At 62.1% G+C, this 24,898-nt stretch carries 22 protein-coding genes; 14 read left to right on the plus strand and 8 right to left on the minus strand.

The features are described from left to right. Entirely contained in the window at nucleotides 1-969 is a 969-nt protein-coding gene (locus AC57B1_RS27290) for a MerR family DNA-binding transcriptional regulator (RefSeq protein WP_408342472.1), read from the minus strand. Nucleotides 970-1,111: 142 nt separating this feature from the next. On the opposite strand from AC57B1_RS27290, the gene AC57B1_RS27295 reads away from it, so the two are divergent. The 3 genes from AC57B1_RS27295 to AC57B1_RS27305 all read left to right on the plus strand — a co-directional run bounded on the left by AC57B1_RS27295 (nucleotide 1,112) and on the right by AC57B1_RS27305 (nucleotide 4,540). Next, complete coding sequence (locus AC57B1_RS27295; protein ID WP_091807190.1) at nucleotides 1,112-1,786, plus strand: HAD family hydrolase; 675 nt, start codon at nucleotides 1,112-1,114, stop codon at nucleotides 1,784-1,786. Between the two features lie 331 nt (nucleotides 1,787-2,117). Next, the gene (locus AC57B1_RS27300) at nucleotides 2,118-3,080 is read left to right on the plus strand and encodes a response regulator (protein ID WP_408182924.1); all 963 of its coding nucleotides are present in this window, start codon (nucleotides 2,118-2,120) and stop codon (nucleotides 3,078-3,080) included. 23 nt (nucleotides 3,081-3,103) lie between these two features. Continuing rightward, nucleotides 3,104-4,540, plus strand: coding sequence for a sensor histidine kinase (locus AC57B1_RS27305; RefSeq protein WP_408182922.1), 1,437 nt, complete (start codon nucleotides 3,104-3,106; stop codon nucleotides 4,538-4,540). Here AC57B1_RS27305 and AC57B1_RS27310 read toward each other — a convergent pair. The 5 genes from AC57B1_RS27310 to AC57B1_RS27330 all read right to left on the minus strand — a co-directional run bounded on the left by AC57B1_RS27310 (nucleotide 4,531) and on the right by AC57B1_RS27330 (nucleotide 9,063). Further along, nucleotides 4,531-5,496, minus strand: a complete 966-nt coding sequence (locus AC57B1_RS27310; RefSeq protein WP_496419220.1) for an alpha/beta hydrolase — start codon at nucleotides 5,494-5,496, stop codon at nucleotides 4,531-4,533. The two genes, AC57B1_RS27305 and AC57B1_RS27310, sit on opposite strands and share 10 nt — an antisense overlap. Beyond that, nucleotides 5,489-5,998 carry a thioesterase family protein gene (locus AC57B1_RS27315; protein ID WP_496419221.1) on the minus strand — a complete coding sequence of 170 codons (510 nt, stop codon included), beginning with the start codon at nucleotides 5,996-5,998 and terminating at the stop codon, nucleotides 5,489-5,491. Before AC57B1_RS27315 ends, AC57B1_RS27310 begins: the two co-directional genes overlap by 8 nt. 95 nt (nucleotides 5,999-6,093) lie before the next feature. Beyond that, entirely contained in the window at nucleotides 6,094-7,059 is a 966-nt protein-coding gene (locus tag AC57B1_RS27320) for an L-carnitine dehydrogenase (protein ID WP_408342480.1), read from the minus strand. Between the two features lie 76 nt (nucleotides 7,060-7,135). Then, entirely contained in the window at nucleotides 7,136-8,065 is a 930-nt protein-coding gene (gene cdhC / locus AC57B1_RS27325; RefSeq protein WP_496419222.1) for a 3-dehydrocarnitine:acetyl-CoA trimethylamine transferase CdhC, read from the minus strand. Nucleotides 8,066-8,106: 41 nt separating this feature from the next. Continuing rightward, nucleotides 8,107-9,063, minus strand: a complete 957-nt coding sequence (locus AC57B1_RS27330) for a choline ABC transporter substrate-binding protein (protein WP_496419223.1) — start codon at nucleotides 9,061-9,063, stop codon at nucleotides 8,107-8,109. A 370-nt stretch (nucleotides 9,064-9,433) separates the two neighbouring features. Between AC57B1_RS27330 and AC57B1_RS27335 the strand changes: the two genes are divergently transcribed. Together AC57B1_RS27335 and AC57B1_RS27340 are read left to right on the plus strand one after the other, a co-directional pair. Next, nucleotides 9,434-10,387: a GlxA family transcriptional regulator gene (locus tag AC57B1_RS27335; RefSeq protein ID WP_496419224.1), complete on the plus strand. Its 954-nt coding sequence runs from the start codon at nucleotides 9,434-9,436 to the stop codon at nucleotides 10,385-10,387. Nucleotides 10,388-10,634: 247 nt separating this feature from the next. Next, entirely contained in the window at nucleotides 10,635-10,964 is a 330-nt protein-coding gene (locus tag AC57B1_RS27340; protein WP_408342484.1) for a DUF4148 domain-containing protein, read from the plus strand. A 320-nt stretch (nucleotides 10,965-11,284) separates the two neighbouring features. Here AC57B1_RS27340 and AC57B1_RS27345 read toward each other — a convergent pair whose 3' ends face one another. Next, nucleotides 11,285-12,523 (minus strand): LysR family transcriptional regulator, encoded by a 1,239-nt coding sequence (locus AC57B1_RS27345; protein WP_408342486.1) that lies wholly within the window; start codon nucleotides 12,521-12,523, stop codon nucleotides 11,285-11,287. Between the two features lie 502 nt (nucleotides 12,524-13,025). On the opposite strand from AC57B1_RS27345, the gene AC57B1_RS27350 reads away from it, so the two are divergent. The 5 genes from AC57B1_RS27350 to AC57B1_RS27370 all read left to right on the plus strand — a co-directional run bounded on the left by AC57B1_RS27350 (nucleotide 13,026) and on the right by AC57B1_RS27370 (nucleotide 18,394). Further along, nucleotides 13,026-14,321 (plus strand): gallate dioxygenase, encoded by a 1,296-nt coding sequence (locus AC57B1_RS27350; protein ID WP_408478609.1) that lies wholly within the window; start codon nucleotides 13,026-13,028, stop codon nucleotides 14,319-14,321. Nucleotides 14,322-14,546: 225 nt separating this feature from the next. After that, nucleotides 14,547-15,896 (plus strand): MFS transporter, encoded by a 1,350-nt coding sequence (locus AC57B1_RS27355; protein ID WP_496419225.1) that lies wholly within the window; start codon nucleotides 14,547-14,549, stop codon nucleotides 15,894-15,896. 65 nt (nucleotides 15,897-15,961) lie between these two features. After that, nucleotides 15,962-16,987: an amidohydrolase family protein gene (locus AC57B1_RS27360; protein ID WP_496419226.1), complete on the plus strand. Its 1,026-nt coding sequence runs from the start codon at nucleotides 15,962-15,964 to the stop codon at nucleotides 16,985-16,987. A 2-nt stretch (nucleotides 16,988-16,989) separates the two neighbouring features. After that, nucleotides 16,990-17,673, plus strand: coding sequence for a 4-carboxy-4-hydroxy-2-oxoadipate aldolase/oxaloacetate decarboxylase (ligK, locus tag AC57B1_RS27365; protein ID WP_496419227.1), 684 nt, complete (start codon nucleotides 16,990-16,992; stop codon nucleotides 17,671-17,673). A gap of 31 nt (nucleotides 17,674-17,704) precedes the next feature. Further along, nucleotides 17,705-18,394 (plus strand): substrate-binding domain-containing protein, encoded by a 690-nt coding sequence (locus AC57B1_RS27370; protein WP_496419332.1) that lies wholly within the window; start codon nucleotides 17,705-17,707, stop codon nucleotides 18,392-18,394. Nucleotides 18,395-18,425: 31 nt separating this feature from the next. On the opposite strand, the gene AC57B1_RS27375 is transcribed toward AC57B1_RS27370, so the two are convergent. Beyond that, on the minus strand, nucleotides 18,426-19,307 hold the full coding sequence (locus AC57B1_RS27375) for a transporter substrate-binding domain-containing protein (protein ID WP_496419228.1): 882 nt from the start codon (nucleotides 19,305-19,307) through the stop codon (nucleotides 18,426-18,428). Between the two features lie 268 nt (nucleotides 19,308-19,575). Between AC57B1_RS27375 and AC57B1_RS27380 the strand changes: the two genes are divergently transcribed. The 4 genes from AC57B1_RS27380 to AC57B1_RS27395 all read left to right on the plus strand — a co-directional run bounded on the left by AC57B1_RS27380 (nucleotide 19,576) and on the right by AC57B1_RS27395 (nucleotide 24,530). Further along, nucleotides 19,576-19,917: a hypothetical protein gene (locus AC57B1_RS27380; protein ID WP_408342498.1), complete on the plus strand. Its 342-nt coding sequence runs from the start codon at nucleotides 19,576-19,578 to the stop codon at nucleotides 19,915-19,917. 197 nt (nucleotides 19,918-20,114) lie between these two features. Further along, complete coding sequence (locus tag AC57B1_RS27385) at nucleotides 20,115-22,274, plus strand: ATP-binding protein (protein ID WP_496419229.1); 2,160 nt, start codon at nucleotides 20,115-20,117, stop codon at nucleotides 22,272-22,274. After that, nucleotides 22,271-23,923, plus strand: a complete 1,653-nt coding sequence (locus tag AC57B1_RS27390) for a response regulator (RefSeq protein WP_496419230.1) — start codon at nucleotides 22,271-22,273, stop codon at nucleotides 23,921-23,923. The genes AC57B1_RS27385 and AC57B1_RS27390 overlap by 4 nt, the downstream gene beginning before the upstream one ends. Beyond that, nucleotides 23,898-24,530, plus strand: coding sequence for a response regulator (locus tag AC57B1_RS27395; protein WP_408342504.1), 633 nt, complete (start codon nucleotides 23,898-23,900; stop codon nucleotides 24,528-24,530). The genes AC57B1_RS27390 and AC57B1_RS27395 overlap by 26 nt, the downstream gene beginning before the upstream one ends. Nucleotides 24,531-24,898: the final 368 nt, after the last annotated feature.

Below are 24,898 nucleotides of genomic sequence, written 5' to 3' on the forward strand. Positions count from 1 at the left end.
TTACTGCTCCGCGTTCAGAACCTCGACACCCTTATCTGTAAAGAACGCAAGCCCGGCCCCGAGCATTGCGTACTGGCTTTTGATCACCGGCATATCGTGTGGGGCCGCGTCGCGTAACGCCGCAAGATACTTGGGCGTGAATATGCGATGCCAACTGGCGGCGAGCTGATTCGCCGAACCGATCGTCTCGTGGTGCGCTGCGCCCCAATTCACCCGCAGCGGAAAGTGAACGAAACGCGCGGCCTGCTTCGGATCACCCTTCAGCGCGGCGAAATAGAAACCTTGAGCGCGCGCCTCGAATGCATGGTCCGATTCGTCGGTGATCATGCCGTACAGGCGACCCGCATTCGTGTCCGCGGATGACATACTTTCGAGGGCGAGCTTGACCGGCAGAGTCTTTCCGCCGCCAGTCCAGGTGCCGGCAAGGCCCACGCTATTGGGAAAATCAAGTGGCTGGCCGCCGTTCGACCCGTTGCCCACAAAATGCAGCGTGAACGCGCCGTTCGCTTCCTGTAACGTCAGCGTGCCGCCGGATTGCTGACCGGTCAGCGCAATGTCCTTCAGGTAGCGGTAGTAGAAGTAATGTCCTTCGCCGAGATCTTTTCCATGCAGAGCGAGCGTCATGCCGACCTTCGCTTCGCCGACGGTGCCGGAATACGCAACCCGGGTCGTGTCTTCAGTCTGCGCGCAGGCGGAGTGATTGATGCTGGTCGAAATCGTCAGTAGCGCGGCAAGCATCGCAATCGTGCGTTGCCGGCTCAGGCCATGAAGGCGCAATCGAAGTGTATTCATGCAACGTCCTGTGAGCAGAAGTGGCGAGGCTAGCCGGGCAATGTCGTCGCGATCGTAAAGCCGGTCGCCGTTATCAGCGCGCGCCGAAGGCGTGAGCAGCCCGGTTGCGTCGTAGTGGTGGAGCGTGCGGACGGTCAGTGCGCTGCGCCTTGCAAGTTCTCCCACGTTCAACAGCATTCGAGCCTCCGGTCAGTGTGCATGTTGGAGCGTAGAACCTTACGCTACGTGAGGGTCAAGGGGAAATCAGGCGCGCATTCTTGCGACCTGCCAAACCGGGGCATGGCATATTGGTGGCCGTGGTCACCAACAGGAGCTCACCATGCGAATCCAGACGTCTTTCCTCTTCGATCTCGACGGAACCCTGGTCGACAGCGTCTATCAGCACGTTCTGGCCTGGAAAGAAGCGCTCGACAGCGAAGGGATTCCTTTGTCGGTATGGCGGATTCACCGCAAGATCGGCATGAGCGGCGGCCTCTTCACTCATCAGCTTCTGCGGGAAACCCACGGCGAAATCAGTGCAGAACGGGTAGAGAGCCTGCGTCGTGCGCACGCCGCAGCCTATCAGCGACTGCGAGCGCAGGTGTGCCCGCTGCCGGGCGCGCGGGCGTTGCTCGACGCGCTCACGCAAGCCGGAACGCCGTGGGCCGTGGCGACCAGTGGCCGCATGGAGACGGCGGCGCTCAATCTGGAGGCGCTGGGTGTCGATCCCGCGAAGGCGGTGGTCGTTACGCGCGACGACGTCAAATATGCAAAACCGGATCCGGATCTGTTCATCGCCGCGGCTGAGCGGCTCGGCGTGCCGGTCGAAAACACGGTGGTGGTCGGCGACAGCATCTGGGACATGCTCGCGGCGCGGCGCTGCCGCGCTCTGGGCGTAGGCCTGTTGTCGGGCGGATACGGCACGGAGGAACTCGAACGCGCCGGTGCGCTGCGGGTGTACGACGACCCCGCCGATCTGCTGGAGCATCTGGACGAGGTCGCGTCGCGGCCGTAGCGGCCGGCTCAATCGCGCGGATTTTTCCGGTCACGCGTCGCCGCTGCCGTTGGTACTATATAGTTCAGGGGAATACGAAGTTTGCGGACCAGCATGAGAGAATCCGCCCTATGAGCGGGTAAGAGGCACGCCGGCGTGTTCCATATGCGAACACACGGAAAACCTGTAGCGGCAAAGTGCGGGGCGGGCGTGCAGGCAGTGGTCGAAGCGTCGGCCGCTCTCCAATCTGGGGGCGCCACGCCGCGACATGGCTTACGGACTCGCCTTGTCTTCCGGCGGCTGGCCTGCCGCGGCCATTCTCCGGAGGCGGCGCGACGAACCACGTGAAAATATGAACAACTTTATCCGACCACCTGTTCTGTACCCGTCAACGGTTGTTTTCGTGGATGACAACGACGGCTACCTGGACGCCCTGCGGCGTTTCTTTCCCGATATCACCACGAATCTGTTTTTTACGCGGCCTCAAACCGCGCTCGCCTTCATCCGTCAGCATGCCCGCGAAAATTCGCTGGAGTTTGCGCCGGCGTCGGCCTGTGTGAGCGAGACGGGTTTCGAGCGCTACGTGGAAAGCTCGGCGGAGCGGGACATTCTGGCGCGCGGCGCACGCTTTTCGGAAGTGGCGGCGGTGGTCGTGGATTTCGACATGCCGGGCATGAGCGGCGTCGAATTTCTCTCGGCCATCTCCAATCTGCGCTGCGCGAAAGTGCTGTTGACCGGTGTGGCGGACGAAACCGTCGCGGTCAAGGCCTTTAACGCCGGGATCGTCGATTTATACCTGAGAAAGACGGATATCGATTCCGCAAACCGGCTGGCCAACTTCCTGAAAGATGCAAAAAACAGGCATTGTTCAGAAGGCGGCTGGCTGGCGTTGGGCGATAGCGGCATGACGTACTGCGATCCGCGTACGCGCAAAGTCATCGACGAACTGGTGGCCGCGCATAACATCGTCGAATACTATTGGCGCCCGGAACAGGATGCCATTCTGATGTTCGACCGCGCCGGAAACCCGAGCGTTTTCGTTGCATGGGCCGAGAACGACTGGATCTCACAGGGCGAAATCGTGGCGGACGAGGACGGCCCGGCCGACCTGCTGAAACAGATGGCGGTGCGCGAGGTGATGCCGGTATTCTGGCCGAATCTGGCCTACCGTTCCGGCATGAACTTCAGGACGCTGACACCGCAGCCCGTTCCGGGCTGGGGTGACGTGTTCTACTGCTGGTCCCCGATCGACGCAGCCGACGTGGGCATGAACCTCGTAACTTTCGCGCAATGGCGGAATGAGCGGAATCGCTAAATTCGGCCGACACGTTGAGCCACATGTACGCAATTCCGACAGCCTTCGTGTCCGCGATGTTCGTGGTGTTCGGCCTGTACGTACTGATCACGCAGGGGGCGACGCGGCTATTCACGCCGTTTATCCTGATGTGCGCGGCGACGTTCGCCTGGCAAGGCACCTGGACACTACTGTTCCAGACCGACAACCCGCAGACCGCGGAAATGCTGGTCCGGTGCGGCTATCTCTTCATTCTCTTTCTACCCACCACGTTCTATCACTTCGTCACGGAGGTGGTGGCGCAGCGCCGTGAGCGGCCAATACTGCTCGCGTCGTACGGCCTGTGCTTCGTCCTCGCGATACTGCTTCCCGGCAACGAAGTGGTGGCCGGCTATCAGCGCTTCTTCTTCGGCTTCTATCCGGTCGCCGGGCCGCTGCATCCGTTGCATGTCGTGCAGACCGTGTTGCTGGCCGTGCGCAGCGGGCAGCTTCTGCTCGCCGCGCGCCGCAAGGCCGAGGGGCACGCGCGCAGACGCCTCGACCTGTGCCTGGCGAGCCTTTGCCTGTACTCGTTTGCGGCGGTGGATTACGCGGTCAACTACGGCTACGGGTTTTATCCACCGGGCGTCCTGTTCATCGGTCTCAGCCTCGCGCTGCTGGCGATCACCATTGTCCGCTATCACCTGATTCACCCGTATGCCGTTGCGGCGACCATCGCGCACGAGATATCGACGCCGCTCGCGACCATCGGCATGCACGCCGACGAGATCGCCAGCGTCTGGTCTCACGTGTTCGACGGCTACCGGATGGCGGTCACGCACGGCATTTACGATGACCATGACCCATCCGGACAAACCGAGCGCATCGGCCAGCTGGCGACGGCAATCCGGCGCGAAGTCTCGGGAACCAGCGCGATGGTTGAGATGGCGCTCGCATCCTACACGCTCGATCGTCTGGACCGCAGCGGCTTCAGCCGGCATTCGGTGCGGCAATGTGTGATGTCGGCGCTGGAACGTTATCCGTTTCACAGCGGCGAGCGAGCGCGCGTCACGGTGACGCCCATCGATCCCGCCATGGCGTTCTCGGGTTCGGATACGGTGGTGGTCTTCGTGCTGTTCAACCTGCTGAAAAACGCGTTGCATGCGATCCGCCTGGGCGGCGATGGTCAGATCACGATCAGCGCCGCTCAGGATCAGGACTTTTGCGTGCTGCAATTCCGTGACACCGGGCCGGGCATTTCGCCCGACGTTCTGCCCTATATCTTCGACGCTTTTTTCACGACCAAACGTCACGGCAGCGGCGCGGGGATGGGGCTCGCGTTCTGCCGTCGCGCAACGGAGCTTCTGGGCGGGAGTATCGAGTGCAGTTCGATAAGCGGCACGCATACCACCTTCACGGTGCGGTTGCCGGCGCCGAATACACCCGCGGACCGTGCGCTGCGCAAGGCGCCGAGCCGCTCGCCGCGCGAACCTCAGCGCTGACCGGCAGAAGACGCCGGTGCCGCATGCGCGCATAGAAAACGGCACACCTCCGCGTGCAAGCTCTGCACGCCTGGGCTGGATTCAATAGCGCGCCAGCATCCGTGCACGAGTCCGGCGCCGATCCACAGCCGCGCTTCTCCACCGGCTGCATGGATACGCTCCGCAAACACGCGCGCGTCATCTCTCAACGGATCGTGTTCGACGCCGATCGCGAGCGTCGGCGGCAGGCTGTCGAAGCGTGTCGCGTCGAGTGGGATGGTCCACGCGGGGTACGGCGGGTGTGTGCCCCAATAAAAATCGCGGAATGCGTGAACATCCGCCAGTTTGAGCATGGGCGCATGCGCTTCGGTTTCACGCGCGGGCGGCTGAGGGTCGGTGCCGAGCATCGGATAGACCAGCGCAAGGCCGCGCAGGCCCACAATGCCGTCATCGCGTAGGCGCATCGCCACACTGGCCGCAAGCGTGGCGCCGGCGCTGTCGCCGGCCAGTTGCAGCGTGGCGCCGGACTGTAAATCGAACGGTAAGCGTCCTGCCAAAGCGGCGAGCGTGACCTCCAGGCAATCGTCGTGCGCGGCTGGGGCGCGGTGTTCGGGCGCGAGCCGGTAGTCGACCGCGATCACGTCAAAACCGGTGTCCGCGGCGATGCGCGCCGTCATGACCTGATGGCTGTCGAGCGAGCCGAGTACGAAGCCTCCGCCGTGAAAGTACAGCACGGTGCCAGGCGGCGCTTCGTGCCGGCTTGCGCGGTTGCGGTACAGCCGCAGCGCAATCGAATGGCCCGCGCGGGATTGGAACGCGGCGTCCTGGGTCGCGACGTTATCGGGCAGCGCGGGCGTGAACGCCGCCGCGTACCGGTCGTAAATCTGGCGCTGCTCGGACGGCGTCAGCGAAGTCGAATGCCCTGAGTAAATCGCGGCGGTTCTTTCGATAAACGCGGCAATCTCTGGCTCAAGCATGTTCAATCCCGCTGGGTTTCGTGGTGGCGGGCAAGCCGATCACGCGGCCGGCAAACCTGGCCGGTGGCAGCGCGGCATGCGCGTCGGCCAGCCCGCGTACGTGCGCGGCGACATCCGGATCGAACGCGGCGGCGCGCGGCCCGCCGGTATCGACATGCAGCAACATCTGCTCGCCCGCGGCCACCGGGTCGCCGCCGTCGCCGGTAAACATCTCCAGGTAGAGATGCAGGCGCTTGGCATCGTGGCCGAGCACCCGCATGTCGACGCGCACCTGTGCGCCTTCCTTGATCTCATGCAGATAGTTGATGTGGGCTTCGAGCGTGTAGATCGAGCGCCGGCGCGCTTTGCGCACTGCGTCCGGCAAACCGATCAGGTCGATCAGCGCGTCGGTCGCGAAGCTGAAAATCAGCATATAGAACGCGTCGCGCAAATGGCCGTTGTAATCGACCCATTCGGCCCGCACCGTATCGCGATAGCAGGGCAGGGCAGCAGGTTGCGGCATCGGCAGTCCTCTTTGTGTTTTGTATCAAAGGCGTCGGTTGCGGGCGAACGTGGTGCTGCTCGCTGCTCGCTGCTCACGCCGCGCATTTCAAGGCATCAATCGGCCGGCAGCAAGCCATGCCGTGCCTTCGCCTCCGCAATCGCCGTCAGCACACTCGTAATGCAATCGTCGCGGTAACGTTCCAGCTGCTTGATCGACCGCGGGCCGACCTGTTCAGCCGTGCCGTCCACGACCCGGTCGATCAGTTCATCCGTCAGCTTCGGCGCGACCAGTTTAGTCCACGGTAGCTCCAGCGCCGGTCCGAACTGCTGCATGAAATGGCGCATGCCCGCATCGCCGCCCGCCAGCGTGTAGGTGAGGAACGTGCCCATGAACGACCAGCGGATGCCCGCGCCGAAACGGATCGCGTCGTCGATTTCGCCGGTGGTCGCAACGCCTTCGTTGACCAGATGCAAGGCTTCGCGCCACAGCGCTTCGAGCAGGCGGTCAGCGATGAAACCGGGCACTTCCTTGCGGACCCGCAGCGGCCGCATCGAAAGAGCACGATACACCTGTTGCGCGGCGTCGAGGGTTTCCGGGGCGGTGCTTTCGCCGCCCACCACTTCGACGAGCGGCAACAGATACACCGGATTGAACGGATGGCCGACAATGCAACGCTGCGGGTTCACCGCACGCGCGTAAAAGTCGCTCGGCAGAAGACCCGACGTCGACGAAGCGATGATCGCATCCGGCTTTGCCGCACGGCTAATCTGTTCATGCAGCGCGAGCTTCAATTCCTCGCGCTCCGGCGCGCTTTCCTGGATGAAGTCCGCCTGCCCGACGCAGGCTTCGATCGTGTCGACGAAGCGCAGTCGCTCCGGCGACGCGCCCGCGGCCAACCCCACGCGCTGCAGCGCCGGCCAGGCGTTCGCGATGTTCTCGCGCAACTGTTTCTCCGCGCCCGGCGCCGGGTCCCACGCGAGAACATCGAGCCCGTGCGCGAGCGCGCGCGCCACCCAGCCGCTGCCGATCACGCCAACTCCGATTGCCGCGAATGTTTTGATATCGACGATCACTGCCATTGCTGACGTTTCCTTTGCCTGTGTGTTGTCTGATTGCGATGCGCGCCGCCATGCAGGCAACGCGCGTGGCGCACGATCACGCGTACTGTCCCGCCGCACGCCGCTCCAATTGGCGTTCGCCACGCGCGGGCAGGCCCAGCTTGCGGCGTCCTTCGGCAGGCGTCAGCGCACGCGCGCCGAGCCGTTCGATGATTTCCACCGCGCGTTGCACGAGCGTGCCATTCGTTGCGGGCACACCTTTGTCGAGCCAGATGTTGTCTTCGAGGCCGACGCGCACGTGGCCGCCGAGCAGCATGGCCTGCGCGACCATCGGCATCTGCATGCGGCCAATGCCGAAGCCGGCCCATTGCGCGCCGGGCGGCAGGTTATCGGCCATGGCTTTCATGGTCGTGGTGTCGGCGGGCGCCCCCCACGGAATGCCGAGGCAAATCTGAAACAGCGGCGGTGCGTCGAGCAAGCCTTCCTTGAGCAATTGCTTGGCGAACCACAAATGGCCCGTATCGAAGATCTCCAGTTCCGGCTTCACGCCGAGTTCCTGGATGCGCTGTGCGCCGGCTCGCAATTGCGCGGGTGTGGATACATAGATGTAGTCGCCATCGCCGAAATTGAGCGTGCCGCAATCGAGCGTGCAGATTTCCGGCAGCAACTCCTCGACATGCGCGAGGCGCGTCAGGCCGCCGACCAGATCGGTGCCCGCGCCAAAACGCATCGGGTCTTCGCCTGAGCCGATCTCCAGATCGCCGCCCATGCCGGCCGTCAAGTTGATGATCACGTCCGTGCCCGAAGAGCGAATGCGGTCGACCACCTCGCGATACAGCTGCGGATCGCGGCTGCCGCGTCCGGTCTTCGGATCGCGCACGTGGCAGTGTGCGACGGTGGCGCCGGCCTTGGCGGCTTCAATGGCGGCCTCGGCGATCTGCTTCGGCGTGACGGGAATGGCCGGATGCTTGCCGACGGTATCGCCTGCGCCGGTGACCGCGCAGGTCACGATGACTTCATGATTCATGCGTGCTAGTTCCTGTGGATTGAAATGCGCGACTGTCGGGATCAAAGACCCAGATAAGCCTTGACCGCGGGCAAGCCGTCCTTGCCGTCGTAGGTTTTGACGCCGGCAAGCCATGCGTCGAGTACTTGCGGGTTTTTCTTCAGATAGGCTTTGGCGGCGTCGGCCGGTTTTTCCTTGTTCATGACCGATTGCATGACCACGTTTTCGAGCTGCGTCGAAAAGCGCAGATTGCTCACGAGCTTGCCCGCGTTCGGGCAACGCGTCAGAAAGTCGGGGGACGTCAGTGTATAAACGCGTGCTTCGCCGTCGTTGGGACCGAACACGCCGTCGCTGCCGGTGAGGTATTTCATGTCGATCTGAATGTTCATCGGATGAGGTTCCCAGCCGAGAAAGACCACCCACTTTTTCTCGCGGATCGCGCGATCGACCGAAACGAGCATGCCCGCTTCGCTCGATTCGATCAGCTTGAAGCCGCCGAGTCCGAACTGATTGTTGGCGATCATTTTCTGGATCGCCGCATTCGCGCTGCTGCCGGGTTCGATGCCGTAGATCTTGTCGTCGAGCTGCTCACGGTGTTTGGCAATGTCGGCGAAGGTTTTCAGGCCCGCGTCGTATTCGTAGCTCGGCACGGCGAACGTGGCTTTGGCGCCCGTCAGATTGGGCGGTTGCAGCACCTGGATCGATTTCGAATCGACGAACGGCGCGATCGCCTTTTCCTGCACCGGCCACCAGTAGCCGAGCGATACGTCGAGCTGTTTGCTCTTCAGGCCTGCAAACGAGATGGGCACCGAGGCGACGGTCGTCACCGGCTGATAGCCGAGCCCTTCGAACACGGTCGAAGCAAGCGCGGTGGTCGAAGTGATATCGGTCCAGCCGATGTCGGCAAAATGCACCGCGCGGCAGGCAGCCGGATCCTGCGCGAAGGCCGGCAGCGCGGTAACGGCCGAGGCCGCGAGGCATACAAAATGGGCAAGCAAGGCTTTGATGCGTAACTTCATGATGTTCCCTCTTCTGACACGTTCAACAGCGTGTTTCGAACCGGGCCGCGCCTGAGCAGATGAAACCTGGCGAAGCGGCCCCCGGACATGCGATACGGCCTGTGTGATGCCTGAACTGCACGATGACGTAACGTTAATGCCCCATATTCCGCACAAAGCGACCGCCAGCGACCGGTTCTTGCTTCCACGCGACTATGAGGGAAAACCAGCGGCGCTTCGTCTTGCAGTGCAACAGCGGGTGGTACAGCGGGTACAACAGCGCCGCCGAGGGATTTTTGACGCGCCTTGCCCACTTGCGTGCTGCTTGCTAGGCTCGCCGCAAGCCCGCGTCCGCCCGCGTTTTCGTCTCTCCTGATCGAGTGTTTGCACGATGCCCGAAGATATGTCGTTCCTCTTGTTGCCGGGCTTTTCGGCGATCGGCTTCATGTCGGCGGTGGAACCGTTGAGGGTGGCCAATCGCTTTCAGGGCGATCTGTACCGCTGGCGCATTCTGAGTGTCGACGGCGCGCCGGTGGCCGCCAGCAACGGCATTTCGATCAACGCCGATGCGGCCATCGGCGACGTGGCCGCGGCGCAAACGCTCTTCGTCGTCGCGGGCTTCGAGCCTCTTGCCTGCTATACGCGTGCGCTGGGGGATTGTCTGAAGCGCCTGGACCGCGCGGGGGCAACGCTCGGTGGTATCGACACCGGCAGTTTCGTGCTCGCCGAAGCCGGCCTGCTGGGCAGTGCGGACAACGTGACCGTGCACTGGGAAGCGCTGTCGGCGTTTCGCGAGCGTTATCCGTCGCTGGACGCGAGTCAGGAGCTGTTCGAAATCGGCGCGCGGCGCATTACGTGCGCGGGCGGCACCGCATCGATCGACATGATGCTCGACCTGATCGGCCGCGAGCATGGCGCCGCGCTGGCCTCGGCGGTGTCGGAGCAATTCGTGGTGGGCCGGATCCGCCAGCGCTCGGATCATCAGCGTATGGAGATCGCCGCGCGTTACGGCGTACACAACCGCAAGCTGATTCAGGTGATCGGCGTGATGGAACAGCATATGGAAGAGCCGCTCGCCCCGGATCGGCTCGCGCAGGAGATCGGCGTGACGCGGCGTCAACTCGAGCGGCTCTTTTGCGCCTCGCTGAAAGACACGCCGACGCATTTCTATCTGCAGTTGCGCCTTGCGCGTGCGCGCGAGTTACTGCAACAGACCGACATGTCGATTACTTCGATTTGCGTGGCATGCGGATTCGAGTCGCCCTCGCATTTTTCGCGGACGTATCGCGCGCGCTTCGGCGCGAGCCCGAGAAGCGACCGGCAGCCTTCCATGGGGCCGGCGTAAAGGCGCAGAAGCGCCACCGCGAGGCGAGAGGGGACGGGGGACAGGGGACAGGCGGTACAAAGGCCGGCGAATTGCCGCCGTCGGAGAGGTTAAATCTTGTGCCCTCCACGCAATTATCCCGATTATCGCAACAGTGAATTAGGCGATTGGGGGTTTACCCTAAATAGACTGACTCCTAGACTGTGTTCATCCGCTGCAGACAAACCGATTCGCAGCGTGGCAAAAACAATCTCTGGAGGTAGTTATCATGAAATCCCTGATCGAAGCCGCTGTCATCGCCGCACTCATCACCGCACCGCTCGCCGCTTTTGCTCAATCGAATCAGCCGGTTACGCGCGCTCAAGTGCGCGCTGAGCTGGTTCAGCTGGAAAAGGCCGGCTACAACCCGGCCACCGCGAGCGACCCCCAATACCCGGCTGATATCCAAGCTGCCGAGGCTCGTGTAGCCGCGCAAAACGGCGCCGTCCAAACCAGCGGTTACGGTTCGGCCACGAATGGTTCGTCGCAGGCCGGCAGCCGTTCGGAAACGATCCGCAGCTCCTATTCGGCTCCTGTCGTCAACTACAGCCATAACTGATTTCGACGTGAGTGCGTAATAGCTCGCTCCATCCGCGTGTGCGGCAGCCGACAAGGATCGGCTTCCCGCACACGGCGATCACGACGGCTTTCGTACTGACTGCAGTGGCTCCGGCTACGCCGGAAAGTATCTGATCGATGACTCGCTGATTCCCTGAAGAGTGCTCCAGGGAATCAGCGAGTCTTTCTGTTTCTCCGCGGACTGTTCTCGCAAAATCCTCCCCCCTGAAAGTCCGCGATGCAGCGCGCGAACTTCCATGTTTTTCGGAATTGGCGAATCGCTTTCGCCATGTCGAATAACGCCTGCCGAATTGCCGGACTTCAGCCACTGTGTGTGCGCATCACGTCTACAACGGACACGCGGATCGCATCGATCAAAGCTCGCGCGGCCGGGGACGGGCTGCCGGTCGAGCGCATGGTCAAACCGATGTCGCGTCGCGTGTTGTGTAACTTGACGTCGAGAATCGCCAGTTGTCCGGACTGAATTTCCAGTTGCAATTGGTGGGCCGACAGCGCGGCAATCATGTCCGTGTCGAATAGCAGACCGCGAATCACTGCCAGGTCCGCGGTTTCCACGGTCGGCACAGGCGGTTTGACCTTCATTCGCCTGAACTGTTTTTCGAAGAGCCCAAGAGCCGGTGCGTTGCTGCGCGGGAGGATCCACTGTGCGTCGCGCAGGTCCATGATGCTGAGATCGCGCGCTTGGGCGAGCGGGTGATCGCGGCGTACGAGCAATGCCATGTCGGACGACATCAATCGCTCGTTCTTCAGGCCACTCGCGGCGTCGTTCTCCCGTAGCGCGCCGAGGATAAAGTCGACGTCACCCGCGCGCAGGTCTGCAACGAGCGCCTCGTAGGCACTTTCGTTCGTGATGGTGCGCACACCTGGATTTTCCCTGGTCATTCGTGCGATCGCTTTTGGCAGGATCAGCGTGCGTCCGAGCGGCAGCGCACCGACTGTCACCGTGCCTTGAATCTGACCGTGCGTTGCCGCGACGTCGTCGGGTACGTGCCTTAGTTCGTTCAACGCGCGACGCACGCGCAGCAGAAACGTTTCACCTTCTGTCGTGAGCAGGATGCCGCGCGGGCTACGATGAAATAAAGTCAGACCGGAGCCGCTTTCCAGCATGCGAATCGCGGTGCTCACGGCTGGCTGGCTGATGCCGAAGGTCCTCGCTGCGCTAGGCATGTGCCGATGGCGGGCGAGCGCCGCAAACAGTTGCAGCCGCCGTGTGTTGAGCAGATAAGCCGGCAACGCGCCCTCCGCCGCGGCGCGGCGGCGTGCCTGCCGCGCCGAGCACCACTGCGCGAGTTCTTCCAGTTCGGCGAAGATCCGCTCGCAACGTTTGAGAATCGCCCGGCCGACTGGCGTTGGAAGCATGCCCGACGGACTGCGGACAAAGAGCGGCTCGCCAAGTGCCGACTCGAGTTCCTGGACAGACCGAGTGACGGCCGATTGGGCGCGAAACAGGGCTGCGGCGGCGCGCGTGGCGCTGCCCGTGTCGGCGACCATTCGGAATGCGCGCAATTGCGAGAGGTTGAGAAGTTCGTTGCTGCTCATGGACGGGGCCGTGTTCTGGAATTCCGAATTGCTATTTCATTCATAAGGCATCTGTTCTGTTTATCGCACCCGGACGGTCCGAGCGGGATCCATTGTTGGATCTTTCCCGGTGCGGGATTACAAAAGCCCTTGTCGCAGCGCGCTTCGCGGCACTTGCCGCGCAAGCGAAGAGTCGGTAATGGCCATCAATTATGCAACTTTGGTGGTAATGACGGTGGTTTCCCCACCCTTCCTTCCAGCAGATTAACTCCCTATATTTGTATCCGAAAGCCGGTGCGGAAGATAGCCGCGCCGGTTACCCGACCCATCTGGTTTCGCGGAAGTATGTGCGGCGCAAGGAAAGGGCTGTGAGCGAATAGCGGGATGATGGTTGGCGGTATCCAGGTCGCGACCACTTAGGGTGGGCCCCATCGTCGCCGGAGCGCCGCTAACCGTATTCTCCGCGCTCGCCACCTAAGGCGCCTCGATGGGCGGTCATCTGAGATTTCTGAGGAGTATGGGCATGGCACGGATCATCGGAGGCATCGCGGCCTCACACACACCAACCATTGGCTTTGCTTTCGACAAGAACAAGCGCGACGATCCGGTGTGGGCTCCGATCTTCGAAAATTTCGCTCCGCTGGCGGACTGGCTCGCGCAGAAGCGTCCTGATGTGCTGCTGGTTATCTATAACGACCATGTCACGTCGTTCTTCTTTGACCACTATTCGGCGTTCGCGCTAGGCGTGGGGCCCGAGTGGAAGGTCGCCGACGAGGGAGGGGGCGCGCGGGATCTGCCGCCTATCAGCGGACATCCGGGCTTGGCCGCGCACATCGGCACGTCGCTCATGACCGACGAGTTCGATATGTCCTTCTTCCAGAACAAGGCGCTCGATCACGGCTGTTTCTCGCCTCTATCGATGCTCTGCCCGCATACCCCCGAATGGCCCGTGAAACTCGTGCCGTTGCAGATGGGTGTGCTGCAAGTGCCAGTGCCAAGCGCGCGGCGTTTTTACAAGCTTGGCCAGGCACTAAGGCGTGCGATCGAGAGTTACCCGGAGGATCTCAAGGTCGCGATCGTCGCGACGGGTGGCCTGTCGCATCAGGTACATGGGGAGCGTGCTGGCTTCAACAACACGGAATGGGACCAGCGCTTTCTCGATCTTTTCGAACGCGATCCCGAGCAACTTGCTGATATGACGATCGCCGAATATGCGGAACTAGGCGGGTTCGAGGGCGCGGAGGTGATCATGTGGCTCACGATGCGAGGCGCGTTGCCGTCGAGCGTCGTATGCAAGCATCGCAGTTACTACTTGCCGTCGATGGCGGGCATCGCGACCGCCATCTATGAAGGTGAGGAAGGTGAGACGAAGCCTTCCATTCTGGAGCGCCACCGGCAACGGATGGCGACGCAGCTAGCCGATATCGAGAAGCTCGAAGGCACCTATCCGTTCACGATTGAACTCGCCGTGAAGGCGTATCGGATCAACGATTATCTTCACCGGATGGTGGAGCCGGCCCATCGCGAGGCTTTCCTGAGCGATCCCGAGGCAAGTTTCGAAGCGGCCGCGCTGACCGAAGAGGAGCGAGACCTGATCCGTCGCCGGGATTGGCGCGGCATGCTGCACTACGGCGTTATCTTTTTCATGCTGGAGAAGCTGGGCGCCGTGACAGGCGTCTCGAACCTTCACATCTACGCCGCCATGCGCGGGGAAACGCTGGAAGCTTTCCAGCGCACGCGCAATGCACCCGGCGCGCTGTATTCGGTGGCGGGAAAGACCGCCGGAAAACTTGACTGGGACAGCCCGAAGAAAGAGTGAGCTGAGAACAGGCGCAGTTGACCGGGATCGCATGGCAACCATGCAAGCGGTAATTCCGCGACGCAGACACAGATCAACGGCACAAACAGTTCCGATGGCGCGTTGAGCCGCGCCACTCTGGCCATCGTTCGAGTGGGCCTTTAACCCGCTTTGGCGTTGCCGTTGTGGAGCCGTTCGCGATCGTTGCGTCGGGCGAGACATATAGGAAGGAGACAGGAGTCAACAATGACTAACGGAAGAACGATTGATATCAAGGCGTTTATCGACGGGCGATCCATTTCGCCTTACCAGTGGCTGCTGGTGGCGCTGTGTTTCCTGGTCGTGACGGCGGATGGCATGGACGTGGCGATCATGGGCTTCGTGGCGCCTTCGATCATTCACGACTGGGGGATTTCGCGACCCGCGTTCGGTCTGGTGATGAGCGCGGCGCCGCTCGGCCTCGTGATCGGTGCTCTCGGGGCGGGGCCTGCTTCGGACCGTGTGGGCCGTAAGTGGGTGTTGATTACTTCTGTTTTCCTTTTCGGTGTGTTCACGATAGCGACCGCCTTCACCCGGTCGCCTGTGGAAATGGCCACGCTGCGTTTGCTGACCGGCATTGGTCTTGGCGCCGCGATGCCCAACTCGACCACGCTGCTTTCGGAGTACGCACCTCAGCGCAAGCGGTCACTGCTGATCACCATCATGTTCACTGGTTTCAATCTGGGTTCGGCCTTGATCGGTTTTGTTGCCGGCTGGCTCATTCCCGACCATGGTTGGCGTTCGGTATTGATCTTTGGTGGCGCTCTGCCGCTCGCCTTGATCCCCTTGCAGGTGTGGCTGCTACCGGAATCGGCCCGTCTCCTGGCGGTGCGCGGCGCGTCGCCCTCGCGTATCGGCGCGACTCTGGGCCGGGTATGCGGTGAGCGCTTTACAGGCGACGAGGTTTTTGTTTCCAGCGAGCCCCCGTTGCCGACGCGCAAACCGATCGGCGTGCTCTTTTCGCACGGCTACGGCTTCATGACCGTGGCGCTCTGGGCGACCTATTTCATGGGCCTGCTCGTGATCTATCTGCTGACGGGCTGGCTGCCCACGCTCATGAAAGATGCGGGGCTGACCGTCACGTCGGCGGCCAACGTGACGGCGATGTTCCAGATTGGCGGAACGATCGGCGCGGTTCTTGTCGGGTGGATGATGGACAAAGTGCGGCCGGCGCCGGTCATCAGTGCGGCCTATCTCGGCGGCGGGCTGTGTGTTCTTGCGCTGGGATGGATCGGCGCTTTGTCGTCCTCGCTGGCGTGGTTCGTGTTTGCAGCCGGCTTTTGCATGAGCGGTGCGCAGACGGGGCTGAATGCGTTTGCGCCAGGCCGTTACCCGACGGTCGCACGTGCCACCGGCGTGAGCTGGATGTTGGGCATGGGGCGATTCGGCAGCATCTTCGGCTCGGCAATAGGCGGCGCGCTGCTCGGCCTCGGCTTGCAGTTCAGCGCGATTCTCCCGCTGCTTGCGGTGCCCGCAACGCTGGCTGCGGTGGCCATCCTGCTGGCCCAGCGGGTCAGGGTAAGCGAGCCGGCCGCGCAGCCCAACACGGCACACTGACCAGGTAATCGAGCGATGCCACGTCCGGCATTGCGGCAACAATTCAAACGCTGTTCGGAGTCACGATGATCATCGACATTCACGGCCACTACACAACGGCACCCAAAGCACTGGAAACGTGGCGCAACCGCCAGATTGCGGGCATCAACACTCCTTCGGAAGTGCCCAAAGTTTCCGAATTGCAGATCGGCGACGACGAACTGCGCGAATCGATCGAAAGCAACCAGTTGCGCCTGATGCGCGAACGCGGCCTCGATCTCACGATCTTCAGCCCGCGCGCCAGTTTCATGGCGCATCACATCGGTGATTTTCAGGTCTCCAGCACGTGGGCGGCGATTTGCAACGAGTTGTGCTTCCGTGTGAGCCAGTTGTTTCCCGATCATTTCATTCCGGCTGCAATGCTTCCGCAAAGCCCCGGCGTGGATGTCGCCACCTGCATTCCGGAACTCGTGAAATGCGTGGAGCAGTACGGCAACGTGGCGATCAATCTCAACCCGGACCCGTCGGGCGGTCACTGGACCAGCCCGCCGCTGTCCGATCGCTACTGGTATCCGATCTACGAGAAGATGGTCGAGTACGACATCCCCGCAATGATTCACGTGAGCACGAGTTGCAATGCGTGTTTCCACACAACGGGCGCGCACTACCTGAACGCCGACACCACTGCGTTCATGCAATGCCTCACGTCGGACCTGTTCCGCGATTTTCCAACGCTGCGCTTCGTGATTCCGCACGGCGGCGGTGCGGTGCCGTACCACTGGGGACGCTTTCGCGGACTCGCACAGGAATTGAAGAAGCCGCTCTTGAAGGACCACCTGCTCAACAACGTCTTCTTCGACACCTGCGTCTATCACCAGCCGGGCATCGATCTGCTGACGCGCGTGATTCCCGTGGACAACATTCTGTTTGCAAGCGAGATGATCGGCGCCGTGCGCGGCATCGATCCCGAGACGGGCAATTATTTCGACGACACCCGGCGCTATATCGAGTCCGCGCAGATCGATACGGACGAGCGGTACAAGATTTATGAAGGCAACGCGCGGCGCGTTTATCCGCGCCTCGATGCAGCATTGAAAATGAAGGGGCTTTGATCATGTATGAATTAGGCGTGGTGTATCGCAACATTCAGCGAGCACAGAAGGATGTCGCTGCGAATCTCGGTGCGCTTGGGACGGCCACCGTGCACGAGGCAATGGGCCGTGTCGGCCTGCTCAAGCCATACATGCGGCCGATTTACGCGGGTGCGCGCGCCCATGGCACGGCGGTCACGGTTCTGTTGCAGCCCGGCGACAACTGGATGCTGCACGTCGCCGCCGAACAGATCCAGCCGGGCGATATTGTCATTGCCGGTGTCACGGCCGATTGCACGGACGGCTATTTCGGTGATCTGCTGGCAACGAGCTTCAAGGCACGCGGCGCGCAGGGGCTCGTCATCGATGCGGGCGTGCGCGACGTAAGCGTGCTGGCCGACATGCAATTCCCGGTCTGGAGCAAAGCGATTTCCGCCAAAGGGACGATCAAGGCCACGCTCGGCTCGGTGAACATTCCGGTGGTGTGCGCCGGGGCGCTGGTGAATCCCGGCGACGTCGTCGTCGCGGATGAAGACGGCGTCGTGGTGGTCCCCGCAGCGTCGGCGCAGAAGGTGCTCGACAAGGCGGCGGCGCGCGAAGCCAATGAGGCCGAGAAGCGCGCGAAGCTCGCTGCCGGCGTGCTCGGTCTGGATATGTATCGCATGCGCGAGCCCTTGCAGGAAGCAGGGCTGAGCTATATCGACTGAAAAGGCGTGTAACTTGGCTATCGATCAAACCATGGGGCAGACGGTCACCGTTATCTCATCAATGGCGACCCGGAATGTGCTCGCCGATCTCGCCGAACGATACGCGCAGGATTCGCGGCGATCGGTGTCGGTCGAATCGGTAGGCGGCGTCGATGCGGCCCGGCGTGTGATGGACGGTGAGCGGTTCGATGTCGTCGCGCTGTCGGCCGACGCAATCGACCGGCTGGCGGCGGCCGGCCGGATCGTGGCGGGCAGTCAGCGGGAGATCGCCCGCTCTCACGTGGCAATCGCCGTGGCGGCGGGCGCGGCGCATCCCGACATCTCGACCGGACCCGCCGTGCGCAGTGCGATTCTGGCTGCCCGCAGTATCGGATATTCCACCGGACCGAGCGGTTCGCATCTGTTGCGGCTTTTCGAGCGCTGGGGCATCTCAGGGACTATCGCGCCGCGCGTTGTGCAGGCTCCGCCGGGCGTGCCGGTAGGCTCACTCGTCGCGAGCGGTGAGGTGCAACTCGGCTTCCAGCAATTGAGCGAATTGATGCACCTGCCCGGCGTCGATGTGGTGGGGATCCTTCCGTCTGATCTTCAGGTCGTCACGACTTTTTCCGCCGCGGTTTGCGTGGCGTCCGCGCAAGCGGCGCAGGCACAGGCATTCGTTTCGTTCCTTGCCTCGCCCCTTGCGGCGTCTGTCAAACTGGCGCACGGCATGGAGCCGGCGTGAACCGCCGCCGCGTATATGAAGTCTCGAATCGTCAGCTCATCCAGTACTTGTCTGGAATTTTACGGTCCGCTTCGGAAAGGAAAGGGTTGTCGAGCGTAAAAGTCAGGCGCGATCCGATCTTTGCGCGTGCCAGCGCATCCTGAATGTAATGATGGGAGTTGAACAGTCTCATGTAGGCGCCATTGCGATACGCAGTGGTAAGCCCGCTTTCGATCGCCTCCGCCAATGCTTCGTGGCCCGAGGCGACATAGAAGATGAAATCCGATCGGTATTTCAACAGGAGCCGGTTCTCGACCACGAGATCGGGCTCCTGGTGCTGACGGCCATCGAGTTCAGTAAATGCTTCAACTAAGCCGCGCGGGAAATAGTCGACCCGGCCACCCTGGGTCATCTCGAACATCGTGTCATAGGTCGAAGTCTGAACGTTCAGGCCGGCTGCCTTCAGGATCTCCGTATCGATCCACCCCAGTCCCTGCCCGCACATGAATGCTTTCAGATCGGAGAAGCGTTCGACCTTGTCGAAATCCGCTTGCCGATCCTTTCGGATGATGAATAGCCGGTGGCCAATCAGTCCACGATGAATCGGAATCCGCACGACATTCCTGCCGCGCTCGGCTTGCGCCTCCATACTCGTCCAGTGCAGATTGATCATGTTGTCGGGGCCGGCCAGTTCGGCTAGCGCCCGAGCGCGCTCCATTTCGATGTCGGCTGCCCGCAACGTGTACGAAACGTTTGCTGTCTTCATGGCCAGATCGAGTACGGCGAGCGCAAACGCGGCGTGCACGTCGCGGGCAGGCCGAATGCGGGGATAGACAACGTCGAAGTAGACGGGAGAGTCGGCAGGCGCGGCACGCGCGCGAAGCGTGCTGCCCGCCGCAGCCAGCGCTGCCAGTACAAAGCGCCTGCGATCCATGGATGGTCGGTTTCTCGAAACAGCAGTGGTGCGCTCGGATTGGCGCTTGTCCGCACAGATTCTCGCCTGAGCGGTTTTTTCATCCTGCCACGTCCTGCCGTGACTGACAAACCGTGTAATCCCGTTGTTAGGGTGCGGCGCGCATTCAGGATTTCCTGACGGCATCTTCAGCGGATTGGAAGGGTTTTTTTCCGGGCTTCCTGACTGCGTGCCGCTCCCGGCCTCCTTAGGATGGTTTATCGAAATCGTCTAGATCAACGGTCCCGTTATGAACGGTCATTCAGAAAGCCGCGAAATCGCGGTCGAATTCCTCGACACCGCGTGCGAGCGGCTGTTCGACATCTGGTGTGAAAGCAGAAGTGTCATACCGCTCAGCTACCTGCTGCATTGCTGGCCATTGCCGGATAGGGGATACGCGTCCGTGAAGCGGTTGTCCGACGGATTGCGCGAGCTGCGGATGTCGAACCCCCATGCGCTCGGTGGCCGCATACGGCCGATCCTCGCGGAGGTGACCTCATGCATCGATGAGATCCTGCAGTATCCGCGGATCTGCTTGCCGCGAGCGGTCAACGATTCGCCGGCCGTCGCGACGGGCATGTACGTCAACTAGACTTTCGTCAGAATAATCAGGACGCGTTTCACCGGGGCCGAGCACCGGGCGTATCGGCAAATGAGAGTGACTGGCTGACTTGGGCAGGCAAACTTGAAGCGCCACCCTGCGAAAGCGCTGGCCGACCGTTCAGAGCCCGTGTAGCGGCAACGAGTGCAGAATAGACGAAACTAGAACCGTAGCACTCGCGGGGAAGTATGAAGCACAACCTGTTCGACGCATGGTGGGGTTTGATCAGCCGCTTCAGGAGCAGCCTTGTGTCACGGCTTCTCGTGACCGTGCTGCTCGTCAGCTGCGCGGTCACGGTGTTGCTGACCGGGCTGCAGCTTTACCGCGACTACGAGCAGGGCGTGAAGCAGATCGACAATCGCCTCGTGGACATTGACCGCAGTAGTCGCGACAGTCTGGCGGAAGCGCTCTGGCGACTCGACGATGCGCAACTGCAACTGGAGTTGAACGGCATTCTGCGTCTCGCGGATATCCGTGCCGTGGAAATACGCGAGACGGGGAAAGCCGGGCAATCTGCCTACCTGAGCGCGGGTCAACGCTCCGCCGGTCCCGTCATGGCTCGCGAGTTTCCGCTCCTCTACAGGGTGCAGGGCAAGGAGCGCGAGATCGGCAAGCTCTACGTGGAGGCAACGCTGCTCGATCTCTACCGCCAGTTGAAGCGGACCGCCGCGACGATTCTGATCACGCAGGCCGCCAACACTTTTTTCGTCTCGCTGTTCATCGTCTACATCCTGTCCCGTCTTGTGATGCGGCACGTCGCGGCCATCGCGCGGACGGTGGAGAACTACGATTTCCGTGAACCGCCCAGGCCGTTCAGCCTCCAGCGCCGAAAACGGCGTGAGCCGGACGAACTCGACCGCGTGGCGGCCGCATTCAATGCGATGGGCGCGCGGCTTCATTGCGCGTATCGCGACGAGCAGAATACGGCGGCTGAACGCGAAGCACGCAATCTGGCGGAAGCGGCTAACCGGGCCAAAGGAGAGTTCCTGGCGAACATGAGTCACGAGTTGCGCACACCGCTGAACGGTATTCTCGGCTACGCGCAGATTCTCGAGTGCGATGCCACGTTGAGCGAGCGGCAGCGAGAACGCGTGGCGGTCATCCGCCACAGTGGCGAGCATCTGCTAACGTTGATCGAAGACACGCTTGATTTCGCGAGGATCGAAGCGGGCAAGCTGAGAGTCGAAATAAACGACGTGCCGCTGGCGGGGTTTGTCGATGTCATTCGGGACATCATCGGCGTGAAAGCCGAGCAGAAGCATCTCGACTTCATCTGCGAATTCGCAGACGATGCGCCCGACGGCGTGCGTGCCGATGAGCGCCGCTTGCGGCAGGTCATGCTCAATCTGCTTGCCAACGCCGTCAAGTTCACCGACTCCGGTTGCGTGAGCCTCCTTGTCTCCAGGTCCGAGGCAAACCGCGTCCGTTTCGAGGTGCGCGACACGGGGGTGGGCATTGGTCACGATCAATTGAATACGATCTTCGAGCCCTTCGAACAACTGGGCGCGGCTGAGCGGCGAGCAGGCGGGACCGGCCTCGGCCTTGCCATCAGCCGTGAGTTCGTGCGTGCAATGGGCGGCGAGATCGAGGTGGAAAGCCGCCTCGGGCAGGGCAGTACTTTCCGCTTCGAACTGCCGCCCGCGAGCGTGACGCCCGTGTTGCGCAAGACGGCGGCCCCAGCGTCGCTCTCGTCCACGGCGACGGGCTATGAGGGGCCGCGCAGGAAGGTGCTGGTCGTCGACGATATCGAGGTCAATCGTGCGATCGTTGTAGATCTGCTAGGCCGTCTCGGCTTCGACACCGTCGAGGCGCAAGACGGTCGCGATGGGTTCGAGACGGCGCAACGCGAACGACCGGCACTCATTCTTACGGACATCGTGATGCCCGAAATGAACGGCCTCGAATTGACGCGCAACCTGCGAAAATCGCAGGGGTTCGCTCATGTTCCGATCATTGCCATGTCCGCCAGCCCTTCCGGAATCAACAAGGCGATGAGCATGGAAGCGGGCGTGAACGCGTTCCTGCCAAAGCCGGTCGACCTCGAAGCGCTGCTGGCCCAGATCGCCACGCTACTCGGGCTGAGGTGGATCCATGCGTCGCCGGCCGAGCGTGAAGTGACGCCGGAGGTCAGCCTCGCGGCCGTGCCCCGGCGGCAGATGGAAGAATTGCATCATCTTGCACGCCTTGGCGATATGCATGAAATCATCGCCTGGGCCGAGAGCCTGGCGGCGCGCGATTCGCGTTACCGCTCTTTCACGGGGCAACTCTGTGCACTGGCTCAAAACTATCAGTCGAAGTCGATTCTCCATCTGGTCGAACGGTATCTGACTCTCGAGGGCAAGCCATGAACGAGCCCAACGCGGAGGGCCGCGAACGGCCGACAATCCTCATCGCCGACGACACGCCGGCGAATTTCGGCGTGGTCGTCGACAGTTTGACGGACCGCGGCTTTCGGGTGCTCATTGCGCTCGACGGCGAAGAGGCGCTGGAGCGTGCGCTGTTTTCCGCGCCGGACCTGATCCTGCTCGATGTGAAGATGCCGGGAATCGACGGCTTCGAGACTTGCCGGCGGCTCAAGGCGGACCCGCGCACGCGCGATATCGCGGTCATTTTCATGACCTCCTTGACGGGCGCGGAAGACATGGTCGAGGGTTTTTCGGCCGGGGGCGTCGACTACGTGGCGAAGCCCGTCCGTGTCAACGAAATGATGGCGCGCATCGAGACCCATCTCGCGTTGCGCGTGATGCACCGGCAGCTTGTCGTGCAGAACCGCCAGCTCATGAACGAGGTGGCGGTGCGCCACGAGGCCGAGGCCGAATTGTCGCGCGCGCGCGACGCGCTCGAACAGACGGTCGAGCAGCGCACGAGGCAACTCGCGGAGTCGAATGCGCGGCTGTCCGCTCAGGTGGACGAGCGCCGCCGGGCGGAAGCGAAGTTGCAGGCGAGCGAAGCGCGTTTTCGCACCATTGTCGAAACCAGCCCGATTCCGCTGTGCATCACGTCGATGCCCGACGGCGTCATTCTGTACGCGAATGAGCCGTTGCGAAAACTGGTCGGTCTCGATTCGGGCATGGGCCCGTTGACCAACATCGTCGATTTCTATATGGATGCCGGCGACCGTGACCGGCTCCTGTCGCATCTGCGCACGGAGGGCAGTTTCAGCAACAGCGAAGTGCATATGCGGCGCGCGGACGGCTCGCCGTTCTGGGCCATGGCGACCGCCCGCGTGGCGACCTTCGGCGATGCCCCGGCGATCTACGTCGGTCTGAGCGACATCACGTCGCGCAAGCGTATCGAGCAGGAGTTGTTCGAATCGCGCAATCAGTTGCGCGAGTTGTCTGCGTACATGGAGGCGATTCGCGAGGAAGAGCGCAAGCGCATCGCCATGGAGATTCACGATGAACTCGGCCAATTGCTGACCGCGCTGAAAATGGATGTCTCCCTGCTGAAAATGCGTCTCGGCACCGATCCGGAGGCGATGCGCAAAGCCGACGACATGCGCGAACTCGTCGAAAAGACCATCTGGATGGTCCGCAATGTCGCGAACCATTTGCGGCCGGTGGCGCTCAACTTCGGGGTCGTGTCGGCGCTGGAATGGCTGGTGGAGGATTTCATGCGGCGCCATGGCATTCTTTGCCAGTTGCACATCAACGGGGGGGAACCCGTGCTGCCGGAGGCTTGCGCCACAGCCGTATTCCGGATCGTTCAGGCTTCGCTCACCAACGTCGGTCGCCACGCGCGGGCAACGCGTGCCGACGTGACGCTGACTAGCACGGCGGCGGCGCTCGATCTGCACGTGAGCGACGACGGCTGCGGATTCGATCCATCCATGGCGCGTACGGGTTATTCGTACGGACTGCTGGGTATGCAGGAGCGCGCCCGCCTGATCGGCGGCGCGATGAGTATCGACAGTGCGCAGGGTATGGGCACCGCGATTTCCATTCACATTCCGCTTACAGGCGCAGCAGAAAATGATCGACGTCCTGATTGCCGATGATCACGCCGTGGTGCGTGGCGGCCTGAAACAGATTCTCGCGACGACCACGGATATCGTCGTCGCCGCCGAGGCCGCGCAAGGTTCGGAAGTGCTCGATCGGCTGCGTGCGCGGCGGTTCGATCTGGTGCTGCTGGACATGACGATGCCCGGCATCAGCGGGGTCGATCTGATCCGGCGAGTGCGTGCCGAGCAGCCGTCCCTGCCGATTCTCGTGCTGAGCATCCACAACGAGGCACAGGTCGTGTCGCGCGCGCTGCGCGCGGGCGCGACGGGCTATGTGACGAAAGACAGCGATCTTGACGTGCTTCTCGCGGCGATCCGCAAGCTGGCTGGAGGCGGGCGTTTCATCGACCCGAAGCTGGTCGACGCGATGGTCTTCGAAACGCATTCCGGCGACGCGCCGCCGCATGAAGTGCTATCCGACCGTGAATTCCAGGTGTTGCAGATGCTGGCGGCCGGCCAGAGCATCAACGAGATTGCCGAGTCGTGTTCGCTCAGCGCCAAGACCATCAGCACTCACAAGATGCGGCTCATGCAGAAACTTGGCCTGAACAACAACGCCGAGCTGATCCGCTATGCGATCAGGCACGGTCTGGTGACAGAGTAACGAAGTGCCCGTGCCGGTAGGGAAATCCTGAGGCGCGAAGCAGCGTTTCCCGAATCAACAATCCGGCGCTGCTGACTGAAGAAACCTCGCCGTTGTCCCACGATTGGCAAATGGGAACCTGACGTGCGGGGGCAGATGTGGATGCGACGAAAAGCTCACTACGCGGACTGCGCGAGAAATTACTGGCGACGGCGGGCGCGCTTCCGGTCCGTGTGCTCACGCTGCATGGTTCGGTGGACGGTCTGACTTGCCGCGTATGCGTCGAAATCAGACGACCGGATGGACCGATCCTGCTGTTCTTTTTCCGGCACAGCGACGGTACGTGGCACGTATTTCCGCCGGCAGAGAAACTGTGCAGAATGCGCTTC

It is taken from the genome of Paraburkholderia sp. BGA-UO-ETr-F21 (genome assembly GCF_059567925.1).